The organism is Deinococcus aquiradiocola, from assembly GCF_014646915.1.
Lineage (GTDB): Bacteria > Deinococcota > Deinococci > Deinococcales > Deinococcaceae > Deinococcus > Deinococcus aquiradiocola.
Genome location: NZ_BMOE01000004.1, coordinates 186,039 through 202,523, shown reverse-complemented (window position 1 = coordinate 202,523; position 16,485 = coordinate 186,039). Strand labels below are relative to the sequence as shown.

17 protein-coding genes are annotated in these 16,485 nt (G+C 70.3%); 13 read left to right on the top strand and 4 right to left on the bottom strand.

What is annotated here, in order from left to right:
• Positions 1-42: 42 nt before the first annotated feature.
• Both IEY33_RS08185 and IEY33_RS08180 read right to left on the bottom strand, forming a co-directional pair.
• Complete coding sequence (locus IEY33_RS08185) at positions 43-2,280, bottom strand: discoidin domain-containing protein (RefSeq protein WP_188962143.1); 2,238 nt, start codon at positions 2,278-2,280, stop codon at positions 43-45.
• A 102-nt stretch (positions 2,281-2,382) separates the two neighbouring features.
• Complete coding sequence (locus IEY33_RS08180) at positions 2,383-3,723, bottom strand: glycosyl hydrolase (protein WP_188962141.1); 1,341 nt, start codon at positions 3,721-3,723, stop codon at positions 2,383-2,385.
• A gap of 230 nt (positions 3,724-3,953) precedes the next feature.
• Here IEY33_RS08180 and IEY33_RS08175 point away from each other — a divergent pair, with 230 nt between their 5' ends.
• From IEY33_RS08175 to IEY33_RS08165, 3 genes are all read left to right on the top strand, one after another.
• Positions 3,954-5,153: an ROK family protein gene (locus tag IEY33_RS08175; RefSeq protein WP_188962139.1), complete on the top strand. Its 1,200-nt coding sequence runs from the start codon at positions 3,954-3,956 to the stop codon at positions 5,151-5,153.
• On the top strand, positions 5,150-5,773 hold the full coding sequence (locus tag IEY33_RS08170; RefSeq protein ID WP_188962137.1) for a histidine phosphatase family protein: 624 nt from the start codon (positions 5,150-5,152) through the stop codon (positions 5,771-5,773). The genes IEY33_RS08175 and IEY33_RS08170 overlap by 4 nt, the downstream gene beginning before the upstream one ends.
• 87 nt (positions 5,774-5,860) lie before the next feature.
• Complete coding sequence (locus tag IEY33_RS08165) at positions 5,861-6,415, top strand: GNAT family N-acetyltransferase (RefSeq protein WP_188962134.1); 555 nt, start codon at positions 5,861-5,863, stop codon at positions 6,413-6,415.
• A 36-nt stretch (positions 6,416-6,451) separates the two neighbouring features.
• Here the strand turns inward: IEY33_RS08165 and IEY33_RS08160 are convergent, their stop codons facing one another.
• The gene (locus tag IEY33_RS08160; protein ID WP_188962131.1) at positions 6,452-7,444 is read right to left on the bottom strand and encodes a GGDEF domain-containing protein; all 993 of its coding nucleotides are present in this window, start codon (positions 7,442-7,444) and stop codon (positions 6,452-6,454) included.
• A 154-nt stretch (positions 7,445-7,598) separates the two neighbouring features.
• Here IEY33_RS08160 and mqnE point away from each other — a divergent pair, with 154 nt between their 5' ends.
• From mqnE to IEY33_RS08135, 5 genes are all read left to right on the top strand, one after another.
• Positions 7,599-8,744, top strand: a complete 1,146-nt coding sequence (gene mqnE / locus IEY33_RS08155) for an aminofutalosine synthase MqnE (RefSeq protein ID WP_188962129.1) — start codon at positions 7,599-7,601, stop codon at positions 8,742-8,744.
• 2 nt (positions 8,745-8,746) lie between these two features.
• Positions 8,747-9,055, top strand: a complete 309-nt coding sequence (locus tag IEY33_RS08150) for a hypothetical protein (RefSeq protein WP_188962126.1) — start codon at positions 8,747-8,749, stop codon at positions 9,053-9,055.
• Complete coding sequence (locus tag IEY33_RS08145; protein WP_188962124.1) at positions 9,052-9,915, top strand: menaquinone biosynthetic enzyme MqnA/MqnD family protein; 864 nt, start codon at positions 9,052-9,054, stop codon at positions 9,913-9,915. Before IEY33_RS08150 ends, IEY33_RS08145 begins: the two co-directional genes overlap by 4 nt.
• Before the next feature lie 85 nt (positions 9,916-10,000).
• On the top strand, positions 10,001-10,768 hold the full coding sequence (locus IEY33_RS08140) for a glycosyltransferase family 2 protein (protein WP_188962121.1): 768 nt from the start codon (positions 10,001-10,003) through the stop codon (positions 10,766-10,768).
• A gap of 37 nt (positions 10,769-10,805) precedes the next feature.
• Positions 10,806-11,159, top strand: a complete 354-nt coding sequence (locus tag IEY33_RS08135; protein ID WP_188962119.1) for an MGMT family protein — start codon at positions 10,806-10,808, stop codon at positions 11,157-11,159.
• Positions 11,160-11,180: 21 nt separating this feature from the next.
• On the opposite strand, the gene IEY33_RS08130 is transcribed toward IEY33_RS08135, so the two are convergent.
• The gene (locus tag IEY33_RS08130; protein ID WP_188962116.1) at positions 11,181-11,627 is read right to left on the bottom strand and encodes an META domain-containing protein; all 447 of its coding nucleotides are present in this window, start codon (positions 11,625-11,627) and stop codon (positions 11,181-11,183) included.
• A 152-nt stretch (positions 11,628-11,779) separates the two neighbouring features.
• On the opposite strand from IEY33_RS08130, the gene fba reads away from it, so the two are divergent.
• The 5 genes from fba to argC all read left to right on the top strand — a co-directional run bounded on the left by fba (position 11,780) and on the right by argC (position 16,475).
• Entirely contained in the window at positions 11,780-12,697 is a 918-nt protein-coding gene (gene fba, locus IEY33_RS08125; protein ID WP_188962114.1) for a class II fructose-1,6-bisphosphate aldolase, read from the top strand.
• 249 nt (positions 12,698-12,946) lie between these two features.
• A complete protein-coding gene (gene purU, locus IEY33_RS08120) occupies positions 12,947-13,870 on the top strand; it encodes a formyltetrahydrofolate deformylase (protein WP_188962112.1) in 924 nt (307 codons plus the stop codon).
• A gap of 82 nt (positions 13,871-13,952) precedes the next feature.
• Complete coding sequence (gene argF, locus IEY33_RS08115; RefSeq protein ID WP_373288018.1) at positions 13,953-14,954, top strand: ornithine carbamoyltransferase; 1,002 nt, start codon at positions 13,953-13,955, stop codon at positions 14,952-14,954.
• Positions 14,951-15,547 (top strand): GNAT family N-acetyltransferase, encoded by a 597-nt coding sequence (locus IEY33_RS08110; RefSeq protein WP_188962110.1) that lies wholly within the window; start codon positions 14,951-14,953, stop codon positions 15,545-15,547. The genes argF and IEY33_RS08110 overlap by 4 nt, the downstream gene beginning before the upstream one ends.
• A 1-nt stretch (position 15,548) precedes the next feature.
• Entirely contained in the window at positions 15,549-16,475 is a 927-nt protein-coding gene (gene argC / locus IEY33_RS08105) for an N-acetyl-gamma-glutamyl-phosphate reductase (RefSeq protein ID WP_188962108.1), read from the top strand.
• Positions 16,476-16,485: the final 10 nt, after the last annotated feature.

Sequence of the window (16,485 nt, the reverse complement as noted above, 5' to 3'; positions counted from 1 at the left end):
TCCGCTGCACGGAGGGGGCCACGGCCGTTCACGCCCTGCGGGTCAGGGGTAGCTGACCACGTTGCTGGGCGCGGTGTTCGTGCCGGGTTGCGGCGCGACGGGGCCGGTGGTGTTGATGACGTGGTCGATGGTGCCGACGTTCCCGAGGGACACGGTGAACACGTCATGGAATTTCACGCCGGCGGTGTTCGGCACCTCGAAGCCGCGGTCGACGTGCACGCCGGGATTCACGTTGAAGTACGAGTACACGCCCATGCCCCAGCCTTCGTGCGTGGTGACGGTGTCGGCGACCTTGTACGCGGCGTAGCCGTTCGCGCCGCTGCGCCACGTGGCCTGGTCCGGCACGTCGTAGGGGTTCTCGTTCTGGAAGAAGATGGTCTTGCCGCCCTGGCCGTTCCACACCACCTCGTACTTCTGGTAGTGCTCGACGAACAGCCCGGTCGCGAGGACGCCATTGCCGTTCACGATCATGCCGGTGTCGGCGGTGTTGACGGTCCAGCCGGTGGGGTTGGTGCCGTGGTCGGCGCGCCACGCCCAGATGTGGTCCACGAGGGTGTGGTCGCTGTTCACGATCAGGCTGGTGGTGGCCTTGCCTGCCACGGCCCCGCCGATGCGGAAGTACACGTCCTGCACGCTGCTGGGGTTCGTGGCGTGACTGACGTGCGATCCGGCCGTGCCGACCGTGAGGAGGGCGGCGCTGTTGGTGGTGCCCGCGTCGAACAGCAGGCCGGAGATGTTCACGCCGTCCACGTCGGCCGTCTGGATGGCGTTCACGCCGCCGTCCGGGATGAGGGTCGGGAAGCCCAGGCCGTAGATGACGGTGTTCGCGCGCGTGACGTTCAGCGTCTGGTTCAGGTGGTACACGCCGGGCGTGAAGAACAGGTTCAGGCCCTGCGTGAGCGCCTGGTTCAGGGTGGCGGCGCTGTCGCTGGGTTTCGCGACGTAGAACGTGCTCAGGGGCAGGCTGGTGCCGGGCGTGTTGGGCCACGTGGCCCCGGCGGCGTTCGTGCGGAGGCTGGGGAGGAACACGCGGTACTTCCCGGCACTGTCGATGTACAGGTAGGGTTTCTCGCGCGAGACGGGCGTGGTGGCGAGCGTGGTGCTGGGCGGGTTCGGGAAGGTCTGCGCGGGGGCGCCCTGCACGCCGGAGAACACCATGTTCCACACGCCGCCCGTCCAGCTGCCCAGGCTGCTGTCGCGCGTGTACCACTGCTGCTGCGACGACGAGCTGACCTGCCCGTCCACCCGCACGTCCGCGAGGTACCCGCCGCTCGCGTACCCGTAGTTGCTCGGCCCGAGCGTCAGGGCGCCCCTGACGTGCACGCGCCGCATGGGGGCGGCCTGCGACACGGCCCAGCGGTCGGTGCCGCCTTCGGGCACGACGGAGAGATTCTCGGCGCTCCGCCAGAAGTTCTGCGTGGCGTTGGCGGTGTCTCCGGCATTCCAGCCGCTGTCGACGTTGATCGCGCCGTTGATGGTCACGTCGTCCGGGTTGAGGCCCAGCCCGCCGAGGTGCGTGTAGAAGCCGACGTTCGCCCACACGCGCCCGTACGTGCCGGGCTTGAACAGGAACGTGTAGCGCTGACTGCCGAACTGCGCGCCCGCGTTCTGGTTCCAGGCATTGAAGGCACTGTCGAGGTCCGCCTGGATGGTCGCGGCAGGCACGGCCGGGTCGTAGATCTTGACGTTCGGCCCGAAGTTCGGCGTGTCCGACGTGGGGAGGGTGGGGGTGCCCGCCACGCCGTTCACGGTCATCTCCCACAGCGAGTACCCGTACGCGGTGGTGCGCTGCGTGCCGTACATGCGGACGTAGCGGCCGCTGCCCGTGACGGGGACGGTCTGCACGCCGCCCGTGCCGCTGGTGGTGCTGTACAGCGTCGTCCAGGTGGTGGCGTCGTTCGACGCCTGGATCTGGAAAGCCTTCCCGGCGGCCGCCTCCCAGTTCAGGGTGACCTGGCAGAGGTTCTGCACGCTGCCCAGGTCCACCTGCAGCCACTGCGGGTCCGTGAAGGCGCTGGACCAGCGGGTGCCCGCGTTGCCGTCCACGGCGGCACTGGCGGGCGTACCGGCGTTCTCGGTGGTGGACGCGGTGGCGGGGCGGTTCAGGGCGAGGTTCGTGGTGCCGCACGTCGCCAGCGCGCCGAGGGTGGGTGTGCCGGTGGCGGTCGGGGCGGGCGTCTGCTGGGTGCACGCGCCGAGCAACAGGCCGACGCTGGCGGCGAGCGTGAACCGCGTGAGGATGCTGCGGGGCGAGGCGGTGGGGGAAGGCCGTGTGTTCATGTGGACTCCTTGTGTGACTGCGCCCGTGGACGCGCGGAACGGTGAACCTGGGGGCGGGGGAGAGGTCATCAGGATTCCGGTCAATCGGGGATGCAATACGGATCAGTTCGTGCGGCGCACCTGCAGTTCCCACAGCGAGTACCCGTACGTGGTGGCGCGCTGCGTGCCGAGTACGCGCACGTAGCGGCCGCTGCCCGTGAAGTTCAGGGCCTGCGTGCCGCCGGTGCCGCTGGCGGTGCTGTACACGGTCGTCCAGGTACGGGCGTCGTCCGAGGTCTGCAGCTGGTAGGCCTTCCCGTACGCGGCCTCCCACTGGAGGGTCACGCCGCAGAGGGGCTGCACGCTGCCCAGGTCCACCTGCAGCCACTGCGGGTCCGCGAAGGCGCTGGACCAGCGGGTGCCCGCGTTGCCGTCCACGGCGGCACTGGCGGGCGTACCAGCCGACTCGCTGCTGGACGCGGTGGCGGGGCGGTTCAGGGCGATGTTCGCCGCGCCGCACGGTGCGGGGGCGGCGGGAAGGTTCAGGTAGTTCTGGCCGAGCGGGGTGAGCTGTCCGCTCCCGGCGAGGAGGCTGGTGGCGTGCGTGTCGTTGGGCCAGCGGCCCGTGAACCACGCGTAGCGCAGCACGTCGCTGCGGCCTTCCAGCGTGGCGACCATGTCGTTCTGCTGCGCGAGCTGTCTGGCGGGCGTGTCGATCTGCGCGCCGTCCTGCTGCGCGTGCCAGTTCGCGAATTCCGTGACCCACAGGGGCTTGCCGTACTTTTTCAGGCGGTCGAGCTGCGCGGCGAGGCCGTAGTCGTACCAGTGGAAGGCGAGTGCGTCGATGCGCGGGTCGCGTCCGCCGTTCGCGTTGCGGTACGCGGCGTAGAAGGCGTCCAGCCACGCGACCGGGTCCTGGTAGTTCGGCATGGTGCCCCACGTCATGGCGGGTCCGACGAGGTTCACGCCGGTGTCGCGCGCCACCTGCTCGTAGCGGGGCCACAGGGCGGCGGCCTGTGCGGGCGTCAGGTTCGCCTGGTCCGTGAGGTTCGGTTCGTTCAGGACGAGCAGGTTCTTCGGGGTGCCGAGGGCGCGGATCTGGGTCTCGGCGGTGGCGGTGTCGAAGGTGCCGTTCCAGAGCATCGGGACGAATTCCATGCCGGTTCCGGTCGCGCCGGGGTTGGGGGTGGGGCTCCAGTTGTACCACCAGCCGACGCCGGGCGAGAGGGCGGTCGCGTCGGCCGTGCTGGCGAGGTCGTAGGCGACGCCGCGTTTGGCGCTGCGGGTGGCCTGCGTGCTGACGGTGAGTGCGCTGACGGTGGCTGCCGTGCCGGGCGTGTGCGGCTGGAGGGTGGCAGGAGAAGACGGGGCGCTGCACGCGCCGAGCAGCAGGGCGAGCAGCGGCGCCGTCAGCGTCGGCGGGGCGGGTCGGGGCGGACGGGCCGGGGCGGAGCGTGCACGCATGAGGGACCTCCCGGCACGGGCCGGAGCGGGTGAACGGGGCCGGAACAGCGGCCTGGATTGTGACGTGTGACCAATCGTAGGACGATCCCTTCACTTTGTCAAATGAACGGAAGAATGTGAACGGATCTCCCGCCCCCCACCCAGCCGTCAGGGCAGCCCCGCTGCTCGCCAGCCGGAGAGGTCAGAAACTGACGTCACCCGCGCCCCCGAATCCGGATAGCATGCGAGCCATGCGCGCACAGAAAGTCGACCAGGGTGCCGCGCGCGCCATGAACCGCCGACTCATCCTCGACGAGCTGCGCCGCGACGGCCCCATGAGCCGCTCCCGACTCGTGCAGCAGACCGGCCTGAGCGCCGCCTCCATCACCATCGTCACCGCCGACCTCCTCAGCGAAGGCATCCTGACCCAGCACCCCGAACTCGCCCCGCACCTGCCCCGCCACCCCGTCCCGCTCGGCATCAACTACGCGGGCCACCAGGCGATCGGCATGAAGCTCCTCGAAACCGAACTGCAGGCCGTCCTGACCGACCTCGCCCTCAACGTCATCGACCGTATCCGCGTCCCGCTCGGCGCGCCCACCCCGGAGGCGGCCGTCGCTGCCGCCGCGCTCGCCAGCGCGCACCTGCGCCGACACCCGCAGGCCAGCGGCGTCCCGCTCGTCGGCGCGGGCCTCGCCCTGCCGGGCCTCATCGACACGGAACGCGGCGTGTGCGTCGTCTCTCACCGCACCGGCTGGCGCGACCTGCCGCTCGGTACGCTGCTGCACGAGCAGCTCGGCGTGCCCGTCTGGATCGACAACGACGCCAACGCCTTCGCCACCGCCGAACGCCTCGTCGGCCGCGCCCGGCAGGCCACCGACTTCGTGGTCGTCACGCTCGGACGCGGCATCGGCGCTGCCCTCGTCCTCAACGGCCAGCTGTACCGCGGTCCGCGCGGTGGTGCGGGCGAACTCGGGCACGTCCTCACCGAACCCGGCGGCCGCCCCTGCGAGTGTGGCCTGCACGGCTGCCTGCAGGCGCACGTCTCCAGCCCCGACCTCGTCGCACAGTTCAACGACCTGCACCCCGGCACGCACGCGCAGCACCTCGAGGACCTCATCGCGCTGCTGGACGCGGGCGACACGCGCCCGCACGCCATCCTGCAGGCCGCCGGGCAGCGGCTCGGCGAGGCGCTCGCCAACCTCACCGACCTGCTCGACCCGGAACTCATCCTGATCGGCGGGGAAGGCGTCATCGTCGGCGACCCCTTCCTGAACGCCATGCGTGCCGCCCTGCACGCCCGCCAGCTGCCGGACGCGCACTGCCCGGCCGTCCTCGTGGACCGCTGGAGTGACGACGCCTGGGGCCAGGGGGCCGCCGGACTCGTCGCCGAGCACTTCTTCAAGGGTGCCCTCTCGTGGGCCGCGCCGGGCGACCGGAACGCCCCATGACCGCCCTGCACCTGACCTTGCTGCGTCACGGCCGCAGCCGCGCCGACGACGAGGGCGTCCACGAGGGCCGCCACGACAGCCCCCTGAGCCCCCAGGGTGAGGCGCAGGCCGCCGCACTCGCCCGGTACTGGCAGGCGCACCCGCCCCGCTTCGAGCGGGCGTACACCTCCACCCTGCGGCGCGCGCACACCACGGCCCGCGTCGTCACGGCCGCGCTCGGCGTGCCGCTGACCCCCACCGACCTGCTGCGCGAGTGGGACAACGGCCCCCTCGCCGGAATGAAGCGCGACGAGGCGCTGCAGAAGTACCCCATCCCCGCCTTCCGGCACGACCTCGACCCCTTCACGCGGGACGGCGGCGAGAGTCGGGCGGCCGTTCGCGCCCGCGCGCTGCACGCCCTGGAACTCGTCTGGAACGGCGGCGGCGAGCGCGTGCTGATCGTCACGCACGGCGGGTTCGGGAACAGCCTGCTGCGCGAACTGCTCGGCACGCCGCACGGCTGGTTCGCGTTCGGGGACACGGCCTACGCCACCCTCAGCCTCAGTCGCGCGTCCCACACGGCGTACGTGACGGGCGTGAACCTCGCCCCGCACCTGCCTGAGCTGTACCCGCCCGCCTGAGTGCACCGGCCCGCGCGCACGGTGCACGCAGGCACGGTCCAGGCAGGTGCGGGGCATGGACGGCAGCGCAGCGTGTACAGTCCTCCCATGCAGCACGACCTGACGCTCCGGCACGGCCCGTACAGCCTGCACCCGCTCACGCCCGACGACATCGCGCCGCTCGTGGCGCTCGCCGCGCAGGCCCCGCACGAGTACACGCACCTGAGCGGCGACCCGGCCACCGACGCGTACTACACCGGCATCCTGTACGCGCCGGACCAGATGGGCTTCGTGAAACGCGTGGACGGCCAGCTGGCGGGCTGCACGCGCTACATGGAGCTGCGGCCCGCGCACCGCCGCGTGGAGGTCGGCGGGACGTGGATCGCGCCCGCCTTCATGCGGACCGGCGCGAACCGCGCCTTCAAACGCCTGCTGCTCGCGCACGCCTTCGGGGAAATGGGCATGCACCGCGTCGAGATCAAGACGGACATCCTGAACACGCGCTCCCAGACGGCCATCGCGGCCCTCGGAGCGCAGCGCGAGGGCGTCCTGAGGCGGCACATGGTGCGCCGGGACGGGTCGGTGCGCGACACGGTGCTGTTCAGCGTGACGGACGAGGACTGGCCCGCCGTGCAGGCCCGCCTGGACGCGCCCCGCCCCTGAACCCCGCCTGAAAGGTGCGGCCCGGTCTGTCGCCGGTCAGGCCGGGTCGAGCTGCACGCCGCGCAGCTTCGCGTCGTACATGCGCCGGTCGGCGTTCCGCACGAGCTGCTCGAACGTGCTGCCCGCGCGGTGCTCGGCGAGGCCCACGTTCAGCCGCACCGGGACCGGCACCGGCCAGGGCGCGTGGCCCGCGTGCTGCAGGAACGCCTGCACGCGCGCGTACGCCGGGCCGTGCGGGTGGTGCAGCAGCAGGGCGAACTCGTCGCCGCCCAGCCGGAACGCCTGAGCGTCCGGCAGCGCGTGCTCGTGCAGGAGCGCCCCGATGTGCACGAGCACCGCGTCCCCGGCCGGGTGGCCGAGCGCGTCGTTGATGGCCTTGAAGTGCTGCACGTCCATCACGGCCAGCGTGACCGGGTCGCCGCTCGCCAGGGCCCGCTCGCCGCTGTACACGAAAGACCGCCGGTTCCCGAGGCCCGTCAGGGCGTCCGTGCGGGCCTCCTTCTCCAGTCGCTCGCGCAGGTGCGCGTTCTCCATCGCGATGCCCAGGTGCGTGCTGAGCAGCTGCAGGAATTCCAGGTCGTCGTCGCTGAAGTCGCCCGGCGCGTAACTCTGGATGGACAGCACGCCCGTCGCCTGCCCGTCCATCAGCAGGGGCACGCCCATCCAGGAGCGCGTGAACGGCAGGGTGGAGTCCGGGTCCAGACGGCGCAACACCAGGCCGCTCCGCTCGGCGTACGACAGGAGTTCGTTGGTGTATGTCAGTTCGCCGCGCAGCGCACGCTCCAGCAGGCCGTCCGCACTCGCGGCGAGCGTCTTGCGGTGCGTGTTGTGCCCCTCCAGCGTCAGGCAGTTCCAGGCGCCGTCCGGCTGCCGCAGGGCCAGCAGCGTGACAGGCGCCTGGAACAGCGTCCCCACGCGCTCGTGCAGGGCCTCCAGCACGCTGTCCACCCGGTGCGTGCTCACGAGCACGGCCATCAGTTCCACCAGCAGGCGATACCGGGTGACTTTGGCGTCCGTGCTTGTCGGCATTTGACCGAGTATAGGTGAACGTGAAGCAGTTCCGCTGCAGGCCCACTGGGGGGGTGGGGGGCACGTTCATCCGTCCTGAAGACCGCCCGCATCGCCGCCCGCACCCTGCAGTTTCGGGTACGTTTGCCTGCGCGGGCAGGCGTAGACTTGACGCATGAAGTGGATTCGTGACCCCCAGCTGCTCCCAATCGCCGCCAAGGTCGAGGCACGCGAACGGCTGACCTTCGAGGAGGGCATGACCCTCTTCCGCACGCCGGACCTCAACGCCCTGATGCGCCTCGCGAACCTGCGGCGCGAACAGCTGCACGGCGACAAGACGTACTTCGTGCACAGCATGCGGCTGGAGTTCACGAACCTCTGCTACGTCGGCTGCACCTTCTGCGCCTTCGCGGCCCGCAAAGGCGAGGAACGCGCCTGGGACTACGACGAGGAAGCCGTCGTGCAGCACGTCCGCGAAAAGTACGTGCCCGGCGTGACCGAACTGCACATGAGCAGCGGCCACCACCCGAACCGCCCCTGGAGCTTCTACCCGAACATGGTCCGGCAACTCCGGCAGAACTTCCCGGACCTGCAGGTCAAGGCCTTCACCGCCGCCGAGATCGAACACCTCAGCAAGATCAGCAGGAAACCCACCCTGGAAGTGCTGCGCGAACTGATGGACGCGGGCCTGAGCGCCATGCCGGGCGGCGGCGCCGAGATCTTCGCGGACCGCGTGCGCCTGCAGGTCGCCAAGAACAAAGTCAAGGCCGAGAAGTGGCTGCAGATCCACCACGAAGCCCACAGCCTCGGCATGCGCACCAACGCCACCATGCTGTACGGCCACATCGAGACGCTCGAAGAACGCCTCGACCACATGGACCGCCTGCGCACCCTGCAGGACCAGTCCCTGCGGGAATTCGGGGGCGGCTTCCACGCCTTCATTCCGCTCGCGTTCCAGCCGATGGGCAACACCCTCGCGCAGAACCTCGGCAAGACCGACTACACGACCGGCCTCGACGACCTGCGCAACCTCGCCGTGTCCCGCCTGTACCTTGACAACTTCCCGCACGTCAAAGGGTACTGGGTCATGATCAGCAGCGAACTCACCCAGGTGAGCCTCGACTGGGGCGTCAGCGACGTGGACGGCACCATCCTGGAAGAACACATCGCGCACGCGGCGGGCGCCACCAGCCCCATGGAACTCAGCAAGGCCAGGATGATCCAGATGATCCAGCAGGCCGGACGCACCCCCGTCCTGCGCGACGCGTACTACAACGAACTGGAAACGTACCCGGCACGGCAGGAAGTCGCGGCGGACTAGTGGTGCAGCGCCCCGCCGAACACGTCCGCGGCCGCCGGGCGACATCCAACCGGTGGCTCCTCGACCTGGGTGCCCTGTGTCTCGCGGTGTTCCCGGCCGTCACGTTCGTGCCGAATCCCCCGCTGCTCTCCCTGCAGACGTCGGAGCCACTCAGCTTCATGATGGACCCGAACAGCGGCCCGCAGGCGTATGGCATGATCGCGAGGTACGACACGTCCGGACTGCAGTACGCCTGGCTGTACGCCATCGGCGTGGCCCTGGTCCTGATCCCGTGGGCGGGCACCCTGACTCTGTGGAGGAACCCCTCGTGACACCGGCTCCGTACCCCATCGGCCTGATTCATTACACGAACGTCGCCCCGATTCTCGATTACCTGCAGGTGCCGGGCGGCGTGGACGTCATTCGTGGCGTGCCCACCCAGATGAACGAGGCGCTTCTCACGGGCCGCGTCAGCATGGCGAACATCAGCGCGGTGGAGTTCATCCGGAACGCGGACGTGCTGAGCGCCCTGCCGGACTTCTCGGTCAGCGTGCTGGGCGCCGTGTACAGCGTGAACCTCTTTCACCGCAGGCCCTGGGGTGACCTGCGCGGCGGCCGCATCGCCCTGACCGCGCAGAGTGCGACCAGCGTCGCGCTGCTGGAGGTGCTGCTGCGCGAGACGGGCGTGCAGGCCACCCTGGAACGTGCCGAGGGCAGCGCCCTGGAGCTGCTGGACCAGGGCTACGACGGCGTGCTGCGCATCGGGGACGACGCGCTGCGCGAGTGGTACGACGTGGTCGGCCCCATCGGGGAGGAGGTCAGCATGCTGGACCTCCCGCACCAGAAGCACGGCGTGACCGTCACGGACCTCGCGCACCGCTGGTTCGTGCTGACCGGCCACCCCTTCGCGTTCGCGGTCTGGGCGTACCGCAAGGACGCGCCGCCCCCGCACGCGCTGCTGCAGGCCATGCGCGTCTCGCGGCGCGCGGGCATCGGGCAGCTCGCGGAGGTCAGCGAACGGCACGCGCGGCGGCTCGGCCTGCCGGAGCGCGTGGTGCAGCACTACCTCTGGAACTTCCGGTATCACCTCGAAGCGCCGGACCGGCTGGGCCTCGCGGAGTTCGCGGACAAGGTCCTGCCCGGCCACGCGCCCCTGGAGTTCGGGACGGGCCTGCACGCCCTGACGCCCTGAAACGCAGGCCGTGTGTAGGTACGGCCTGACCCGGCGCTGACGCGCGCCTGAGGCTGCCATGACGTGCGCGGGGCACGCTGGACGCATGACGGACCGGCCTCTCGTGAGCGTCATCCTGCCCACCCGCAACCGACCCCGGATGCTCGCCCGTGCCCTCGCAAGCGTCCGTGTGCAGCAGCACCCGGCGCTGGAGGTGCTCGTCGTGAACGACGGCGACGACACCCGCAGTGCCGCCGCGCAGCTGCAGGACACGGTGCGGGCCAGCGGTGTGCGCGTCCGCGTGCTGCGCGCCGCGCTGCGCGGTCAGGTCGCGGCCCGCAACGCGGCCGTCCGTGCGGCGCGCGGCGACGTGATCGCCTGTCTCGACGACGACGACCAGTGGCTCCCCGGACACCTGGGCCGCGTGCTCGCCGCGCTGGACGGCCAGCAGGCCGCGCACGCCGACGGGCTGATCGAAGTGCGTTCCGGGAGCGTCCTGCAGGAACAGATCTACTTCGGGCTGGAGGCCCGCAGGGACGTGCTGCGCCGCACCAACCCCGTCCTGATGAGCGGCCTCGCGTACCGCCGCGCGCTGCACGACACGCTCGGTCTGTACGATCCGGCCCTGCCGCACTACCACGACTGGGACTGGCACCTGCGGGTCGCGGCCCTCACGCGCCTCGTGCGCGTGCCGCAGGCGGGCGTCACCATTCACGTCGAGGCGAGCGGTGGCAGTGCCAGCGACCCCAGCAACCCGGCCGTCGCCGAGGATTTCCGCCGTTTCCGGCGCAAGCACGGCCTGCAGGACCTCCCGCAGCACACCTTCCTGAGCGCCCTGCGCGACCCGGCCCTCGGCCTCGGCCTGATCGGCTGACCGGGGCGGCGCTGCGGGTGCAGGGTATCCTGAACCCATGACCGTCATGCCTGACCCCGCCTCCTTTCGTGCCCGCGTCCTCGCCCTCGTGGAGCGCATCCCGGCGGGCCGCGTCATGACGTACGGGCAGCTCGCCACGCTGGCGGGCGCGCCCGGTGCGGCCCGGCAGGTGGGCTTCATCATGAGCGGCCTCGCCGGGACCGACCTGCCGTGGCAGCGTGTCATCAACGCGCAGGGCGCCGTCAGCACCGACCGGCTCGGGTTCGGGGACATTCAGCGCGGCCTGCTCACTGCCGAGGGCGTCACCTTCGGCGCGTCGGGCCGCTGCGACCTGGGGCGCCTGCAGTGGTGGCCGGACGAGCAGACGGACGCGCAGGCGAGCCTGTTCTGACCGTGCCCCCCCCGCCCGCCGTCACTTGCGGGCGGGCGTCACGAAGCCCAGACGCGTGAACGTCAGGCGGGCCCTGCCGGAGAACAGCACGAGGTGATCGCGGCTGACGGTGTACTGCCGCGCGGCGTTCAGGTCGTTCAGGAACGCGCCGCGTACGGCGTACAGGCAGCGTTCGCCCGCACGGGGCGGCAGGAGGTTCGCCTTGACGCTCAGGGCGTTGCGCGCGGCATCCAGGGTGCCCTCATACCGGCCGCAGCCGAGCGTGCCGTGCAGCCGCCCGTCCACGATCACGAGGTCCGCCGTGACGGGCGCGCCGCGCAGGACGGCTCCCGGCTCGCTCAGGCCGCTCAGGGTCCAGATGCCGTTCAGCGGGGCGGGATTGCCGCTCGCCGAGGCCATGGGCAGGACCGCGCACAGGCCGAGCGTGACGAGGGGCAGCAGCTTCAGGGAACGGTGGGGGAGACGCATGCCCTGACGATTCCACCGCCGCGTGACCCGAACCTGAAACCGAAGGGGCGGAACCCGCGGGACGCCCCGGGCGACGCGCACACCGCGCTCGCGCTAGACGCCTGAACCTGCTCCACCGGGCGCGCGGTATCCTGGGGCACGGAGGCACAAACATGCTCGTAACCGGTAATGACATTCTGATTCCCGCCCGCGCCGGAAAGTACGGCGTCGGGTCGTTCAACACCAACAACATGGAGATCACGCAGGCGATCATCCACACCGCCGAGCGGCTCCGCAGCCCCGTCATGGTGCAGATGAGTGAGGGCGCCATCAAGTACGGCGGTCAGGACCTCGCGAACATCGTCAAGGACCTCGCGCAGCGCGCGACCGTGCCCGTCGCGCTGCACCTCGATCACGGCAGCTCGTACGCCTCGGCGCTGAACGCCATCAAGATGGGCTTCACGAGCGTCATGATCGACGCGTCGCACCACGACTTCGCCGGGAACGTCAAGGAGACGAAGCGTGTCGTGGAGGCCGCGCACGCCATGGGCATCAGCGTGGAGAGCGAACTCGGTCGCCTGGGCGGCATCGAGGAGCACATCGTCGTGGACGAGAAGGACGCGTTCCTGACCGACCCCGAGGAGGCCGTGCAGTTCATCGAGCAGACCGGCACCGACTACCTCGCCATCGCCATCGGCACGAGCCACGGCGCCTTCAAGGGCAAGGGCCGCCCGTACATCGATCACGCGCGCATCGAGAAGATCGCTGGCCTGACCGGCATTCCGCTCGTCGCGCACGGCAGCAGCGGCGTCCCGCAGGAGATCGTGGAACGCTTCCGCAAGGCGGGCGGCGAGATCGGTGACGCGGCCGGCATTGCCGACGAGGACCTGGAGCGCGCCACGCAGTTCGGCATCGCCAAGGTGAACGTCGACACGGACCTGCGTCTGGCGAGCACCGTCGGCATCCGTGAGGCGCTGGCCGCGAACGCGAAGGAGTTCGACCCGCGCAAGATCTTCGGACCGGCGCGCGACGTGATGAGTCAGGTCATCGAGCACAAGCTGCGCGTGCTCGGCAGCGTCGGCAAGGCCTGATACGGTTTTGAGCTGAACTCCATGAGTTCAGCCGAGCGAAGCGAGCACCAAAAAGTACGGTTTTGAGGAGGTGGAAGGGATGTCGGTGCTGTTCCCGGCATCCCTGGAATCGGATCAAAACCGTATGAGCCTCGCCCGCCCGGCCCCTGCTGGGGTGGCGGGCGGGACAATTCGGTGTGCGGGCAGGTCCGGGCGTCATGTCTGGGCCTGCCCGCCGCGCGTTTTGCCGTGCGGGGTATGCTCTGTCCCATGACGCAGGACGCCCGCCCGACCCCCACCTCACGCCCGACGCCCGATTCCCGCCCGTCCTTCCAGCAGCCCGCCAACACGGCCCGCCTCACGATCTCCTGCCCCGACAAGCGCGGCATCGTGGCGGCCGTGTCGCAGTTCCTGCACAACCACGGCGCGAACATCATTCACAGCGACCAGCACTCGACCGACCCCGAGGGCGGGCAGTTCTTCATGCGGATGGAGTTCCACCTCGAGGGCCTGGACCTCGCGCGTGAACCGTTCGAGCGCGCTTTCGCGGCGGTGGTGGCCGCGCCGTTCGGGATGGACTGGCACATCTGGTACAGCGACCAGCCGAAACGCATGGCGATCCTGGTGAGCCAGTACGATCACTGCTTCCTGGACCTGCTGTGGCGCAAGCGGCGCGGCGAGCTGGACGTGGAGGTTCCCATGGTGATCAGTAACCACGAGACGATGCGCCGGGACGCGGAGATGTTCGGCGTGCCGTTCCACCTGATTCCCGTCACGCGCGACACCAAACCGCAGGCGGAAGCGGAAGCGCTCGCGCTGCTGAAGGGGAAGGTGGATTTCGTGGTGCTGGCGCGCTACATGCAGATCCTGTCGGGCGACTTCCTGCGGGAGGTGGGCGTGCCGGTCATCAACATCCATCACTCGTTCCTGCCGGCCTTCATCGGCGCGAACCCGTACCGGGCGGCGTTCACGCGCGGCGTGAAGCTGGTGGGCGCGACGGCGCACTACGTGACGGAGGAACTGGACGCCGGGCCGATCATCGAGCAGGACGTGGCGCGCGTCACGCACCGCGAGACGCCCGAGACGCTGATGCGGCTGGGCCGGGACGTGGAACGGCAGGTGCTGGCGCGGGCCGTGAAGGCGCACGTGGAGGACCGTGTGCTGGTGCACGGCAACAAGACCATGGTGTTCTGACGCCCGGGGTGGCGGGGGCGGTCCGGGCACGAATGTTCATGCATGAAATTGCAATGACGGTGAATATGTATAATCTCAGCCTATGACCGGACCGACCCCACCCGCCGACCGCGAGAGCCACCAAGTCACCGTCCTGACCCTGGACGCCCTGCCTGCCCCCGCCATGGCCGGCCGTGACTTTTTATCCAACCTCGACATGAGCAGCGCCGAACTGCGCGCCGTTCTGGACACCGCGGCCAGCATGAAGCGCGGCGAGTGGAAGGCCGTCAAACCCCTCGCGGGCCTGTCGCTCGCCATGCTCTTCGAGAAGGCCAGCCTCCGCACCCGGACCACCTTCGACGTCGGCATGTACCAGCTCGGCGGGCACGCCATCACCCTCTCCAACCAGGAGATCGGGCTCGGCACGCGCGAACGCGTGAGCGACGTCGCCCGCAACCTCGAACGCTGGGTGGACGGCATCATGGGCCGCGTGTACCTGCAGCAGACCCTCACGGAACTCGCGGAACACGCCTCGGTGCCCGTCATCAACGGCCTGTCCGACATGCTGCACCCCGTGCAGCTCCTCGCGGACTACCAGACCATCGAGGAACAGCTCGGCACCGCGAAAGGCAAACGCGTCGTGTACATCGGGGACGGCAACAACCTCGCCAACAGCCACATCCACATGGGCGTCCTGACCGGCAGCGCCGTCACGGTCGTCACGCCCGTCGGGTACGAACCGAACGGCGCGGTCCTGATGGACGCCGTGAAACGCGGCGCGGACGTCACCCTCACCAACGACCTCGCCGCCATCGACGGCGCGGACGTGCTGTACACCGACGTGTGGATCAGCATGGGCCAGGAAGACCAGGCCGCCCTGCGCCGCAAGGCCTTCCAGGGCTACCAGGTGACGCCCGAGATGCTCGACCGGCTCGCGCCGCACGGCATCTTCCTGCACTGCCTGCCCGCCCACTACGGCGAGGAGACGGTCCCCGAAGCGACCGAGCATCCCAAGAGCCGCGTCTTCGACCAGGCCGAGAACCGACTCCACGCGCAGAAGGCCCTGCTGTACCACGTGATGGGCAGCCTCAAGCCCAGCTGGTGAACGCGTCCGGCCCCCTGCGCGGCGCGCGCGTCACGCTGCGGCCCCTGCAGCCGGGCGACGCGCCCGCCCTGGCCGCATACCGGGACGACCCGCTCGTCGCCCGCTACCAGGGGTGGCCGCTGCCCTCCACGCTCGCGGACGCGCAGGCCCTCGTGACCGACATGCAGGGCCGCCGGGCGGGCGACCCCGGCTGGACGCAGCTCGCCGTCACCCTGCCCGCCTCCCCTGGCCCCGGCGACACCCTGATCGGCGACGTGGCCCTCCACGTGCAGGGCCGCGAGGGCGAGATCGGCGTGACACTTGCCCGCGCGCACCACGGGCACGGGTACGCCGCCGAAGCCCTGAACGTCCTCCTCGATCACGCCCTCGGTCCGCTCGGCCTGACGCTGCTGCGCGCCGAGATCGACCCGCGCAACCTGCCCGTCCTGCGCCTCCTGCAGCGCCTGCACTTCCGGCACCATGAGACGCAGGTCGGCACGTACCTGCACCGGGGCGAATGGACCGACAACGCCGTCTACACCCTCACCCCCGCCGACCGGCAGGCCCGCCCCGCGCCGGGCCACCCGGACGAGGCCGCCCACAGGGAGGACTGACATGACACCACCCACCGTATTCATCGACGGGGAGGCCGGAACGACCGGACTCCAGATCCGTTCCCGCCTGCAGGACCGCACGGACCTGACGCTCCTCAGCATCGACCCGCAGCGCCGCAAGGACCCCGCCGCGCGCCGCGAACTGCTGAACGCCGCCGACGTGGCCGTCCTGTGCCTGCACGACGACCTCGCCCGCGAAGCCGTCGCCCTGATCGACAACCCCCGCACGCGCGTGCTGGACGCGTCGTCCGCGCACCGCACCGCGCCCGGCTGGACCTTCGGCTTCCCGGAACTCACGCACGGACAGGCGGACGCCATCCGGACCAGCGCCCGCGTCAGCAACCCCGGCTGCTACAGCACCGGCGCCATCGCCCTGCTCCGCCCCCTGACCGAAGCGGGCCTGCTGCCCGCGGACGCCAACGTCAGCGTGACCGGCTTCAGCGGCTACAGCGGCGGCGGCCGCGCCCTCGTGGACGCCCACGAACAGGGCACCGAGCACCCCATGGCCGGGCACTTCAGGAGTTACGGCCTGAACCTCACACACAAGCACGTGCCCGAAATGCAGGTGTACGGCGGCCTCACGTTCCCGCCGATCTTCGCGCCGAACGTCGGCGACTGGCGGCAGGGCATGATCGTGCAGATTCCCGTCTTCCTGCATGGGACCGGCTTCACCGCACAGGACCTGCACGCCGCACTCGAACGGCACTACGCCGGGCAGCGGTACGTGCAGGTGCAGTCCATGCAGGACGCCCCGCAGATCCTCGACCCGCAGGCCCTCAACGACACGAACGATCTGCAGCTCTTCGTGTACGCCAACACGCACGCGCAGGCGCTCCTCGTCGCGCGCCTCGACAACCTCGGCAAGGGCGCCAGCGGCGCCGCCGTGCAGAACCTCGACCTCATGCTCGGCACCGGCCACCACGCCTGACCCGACCCTC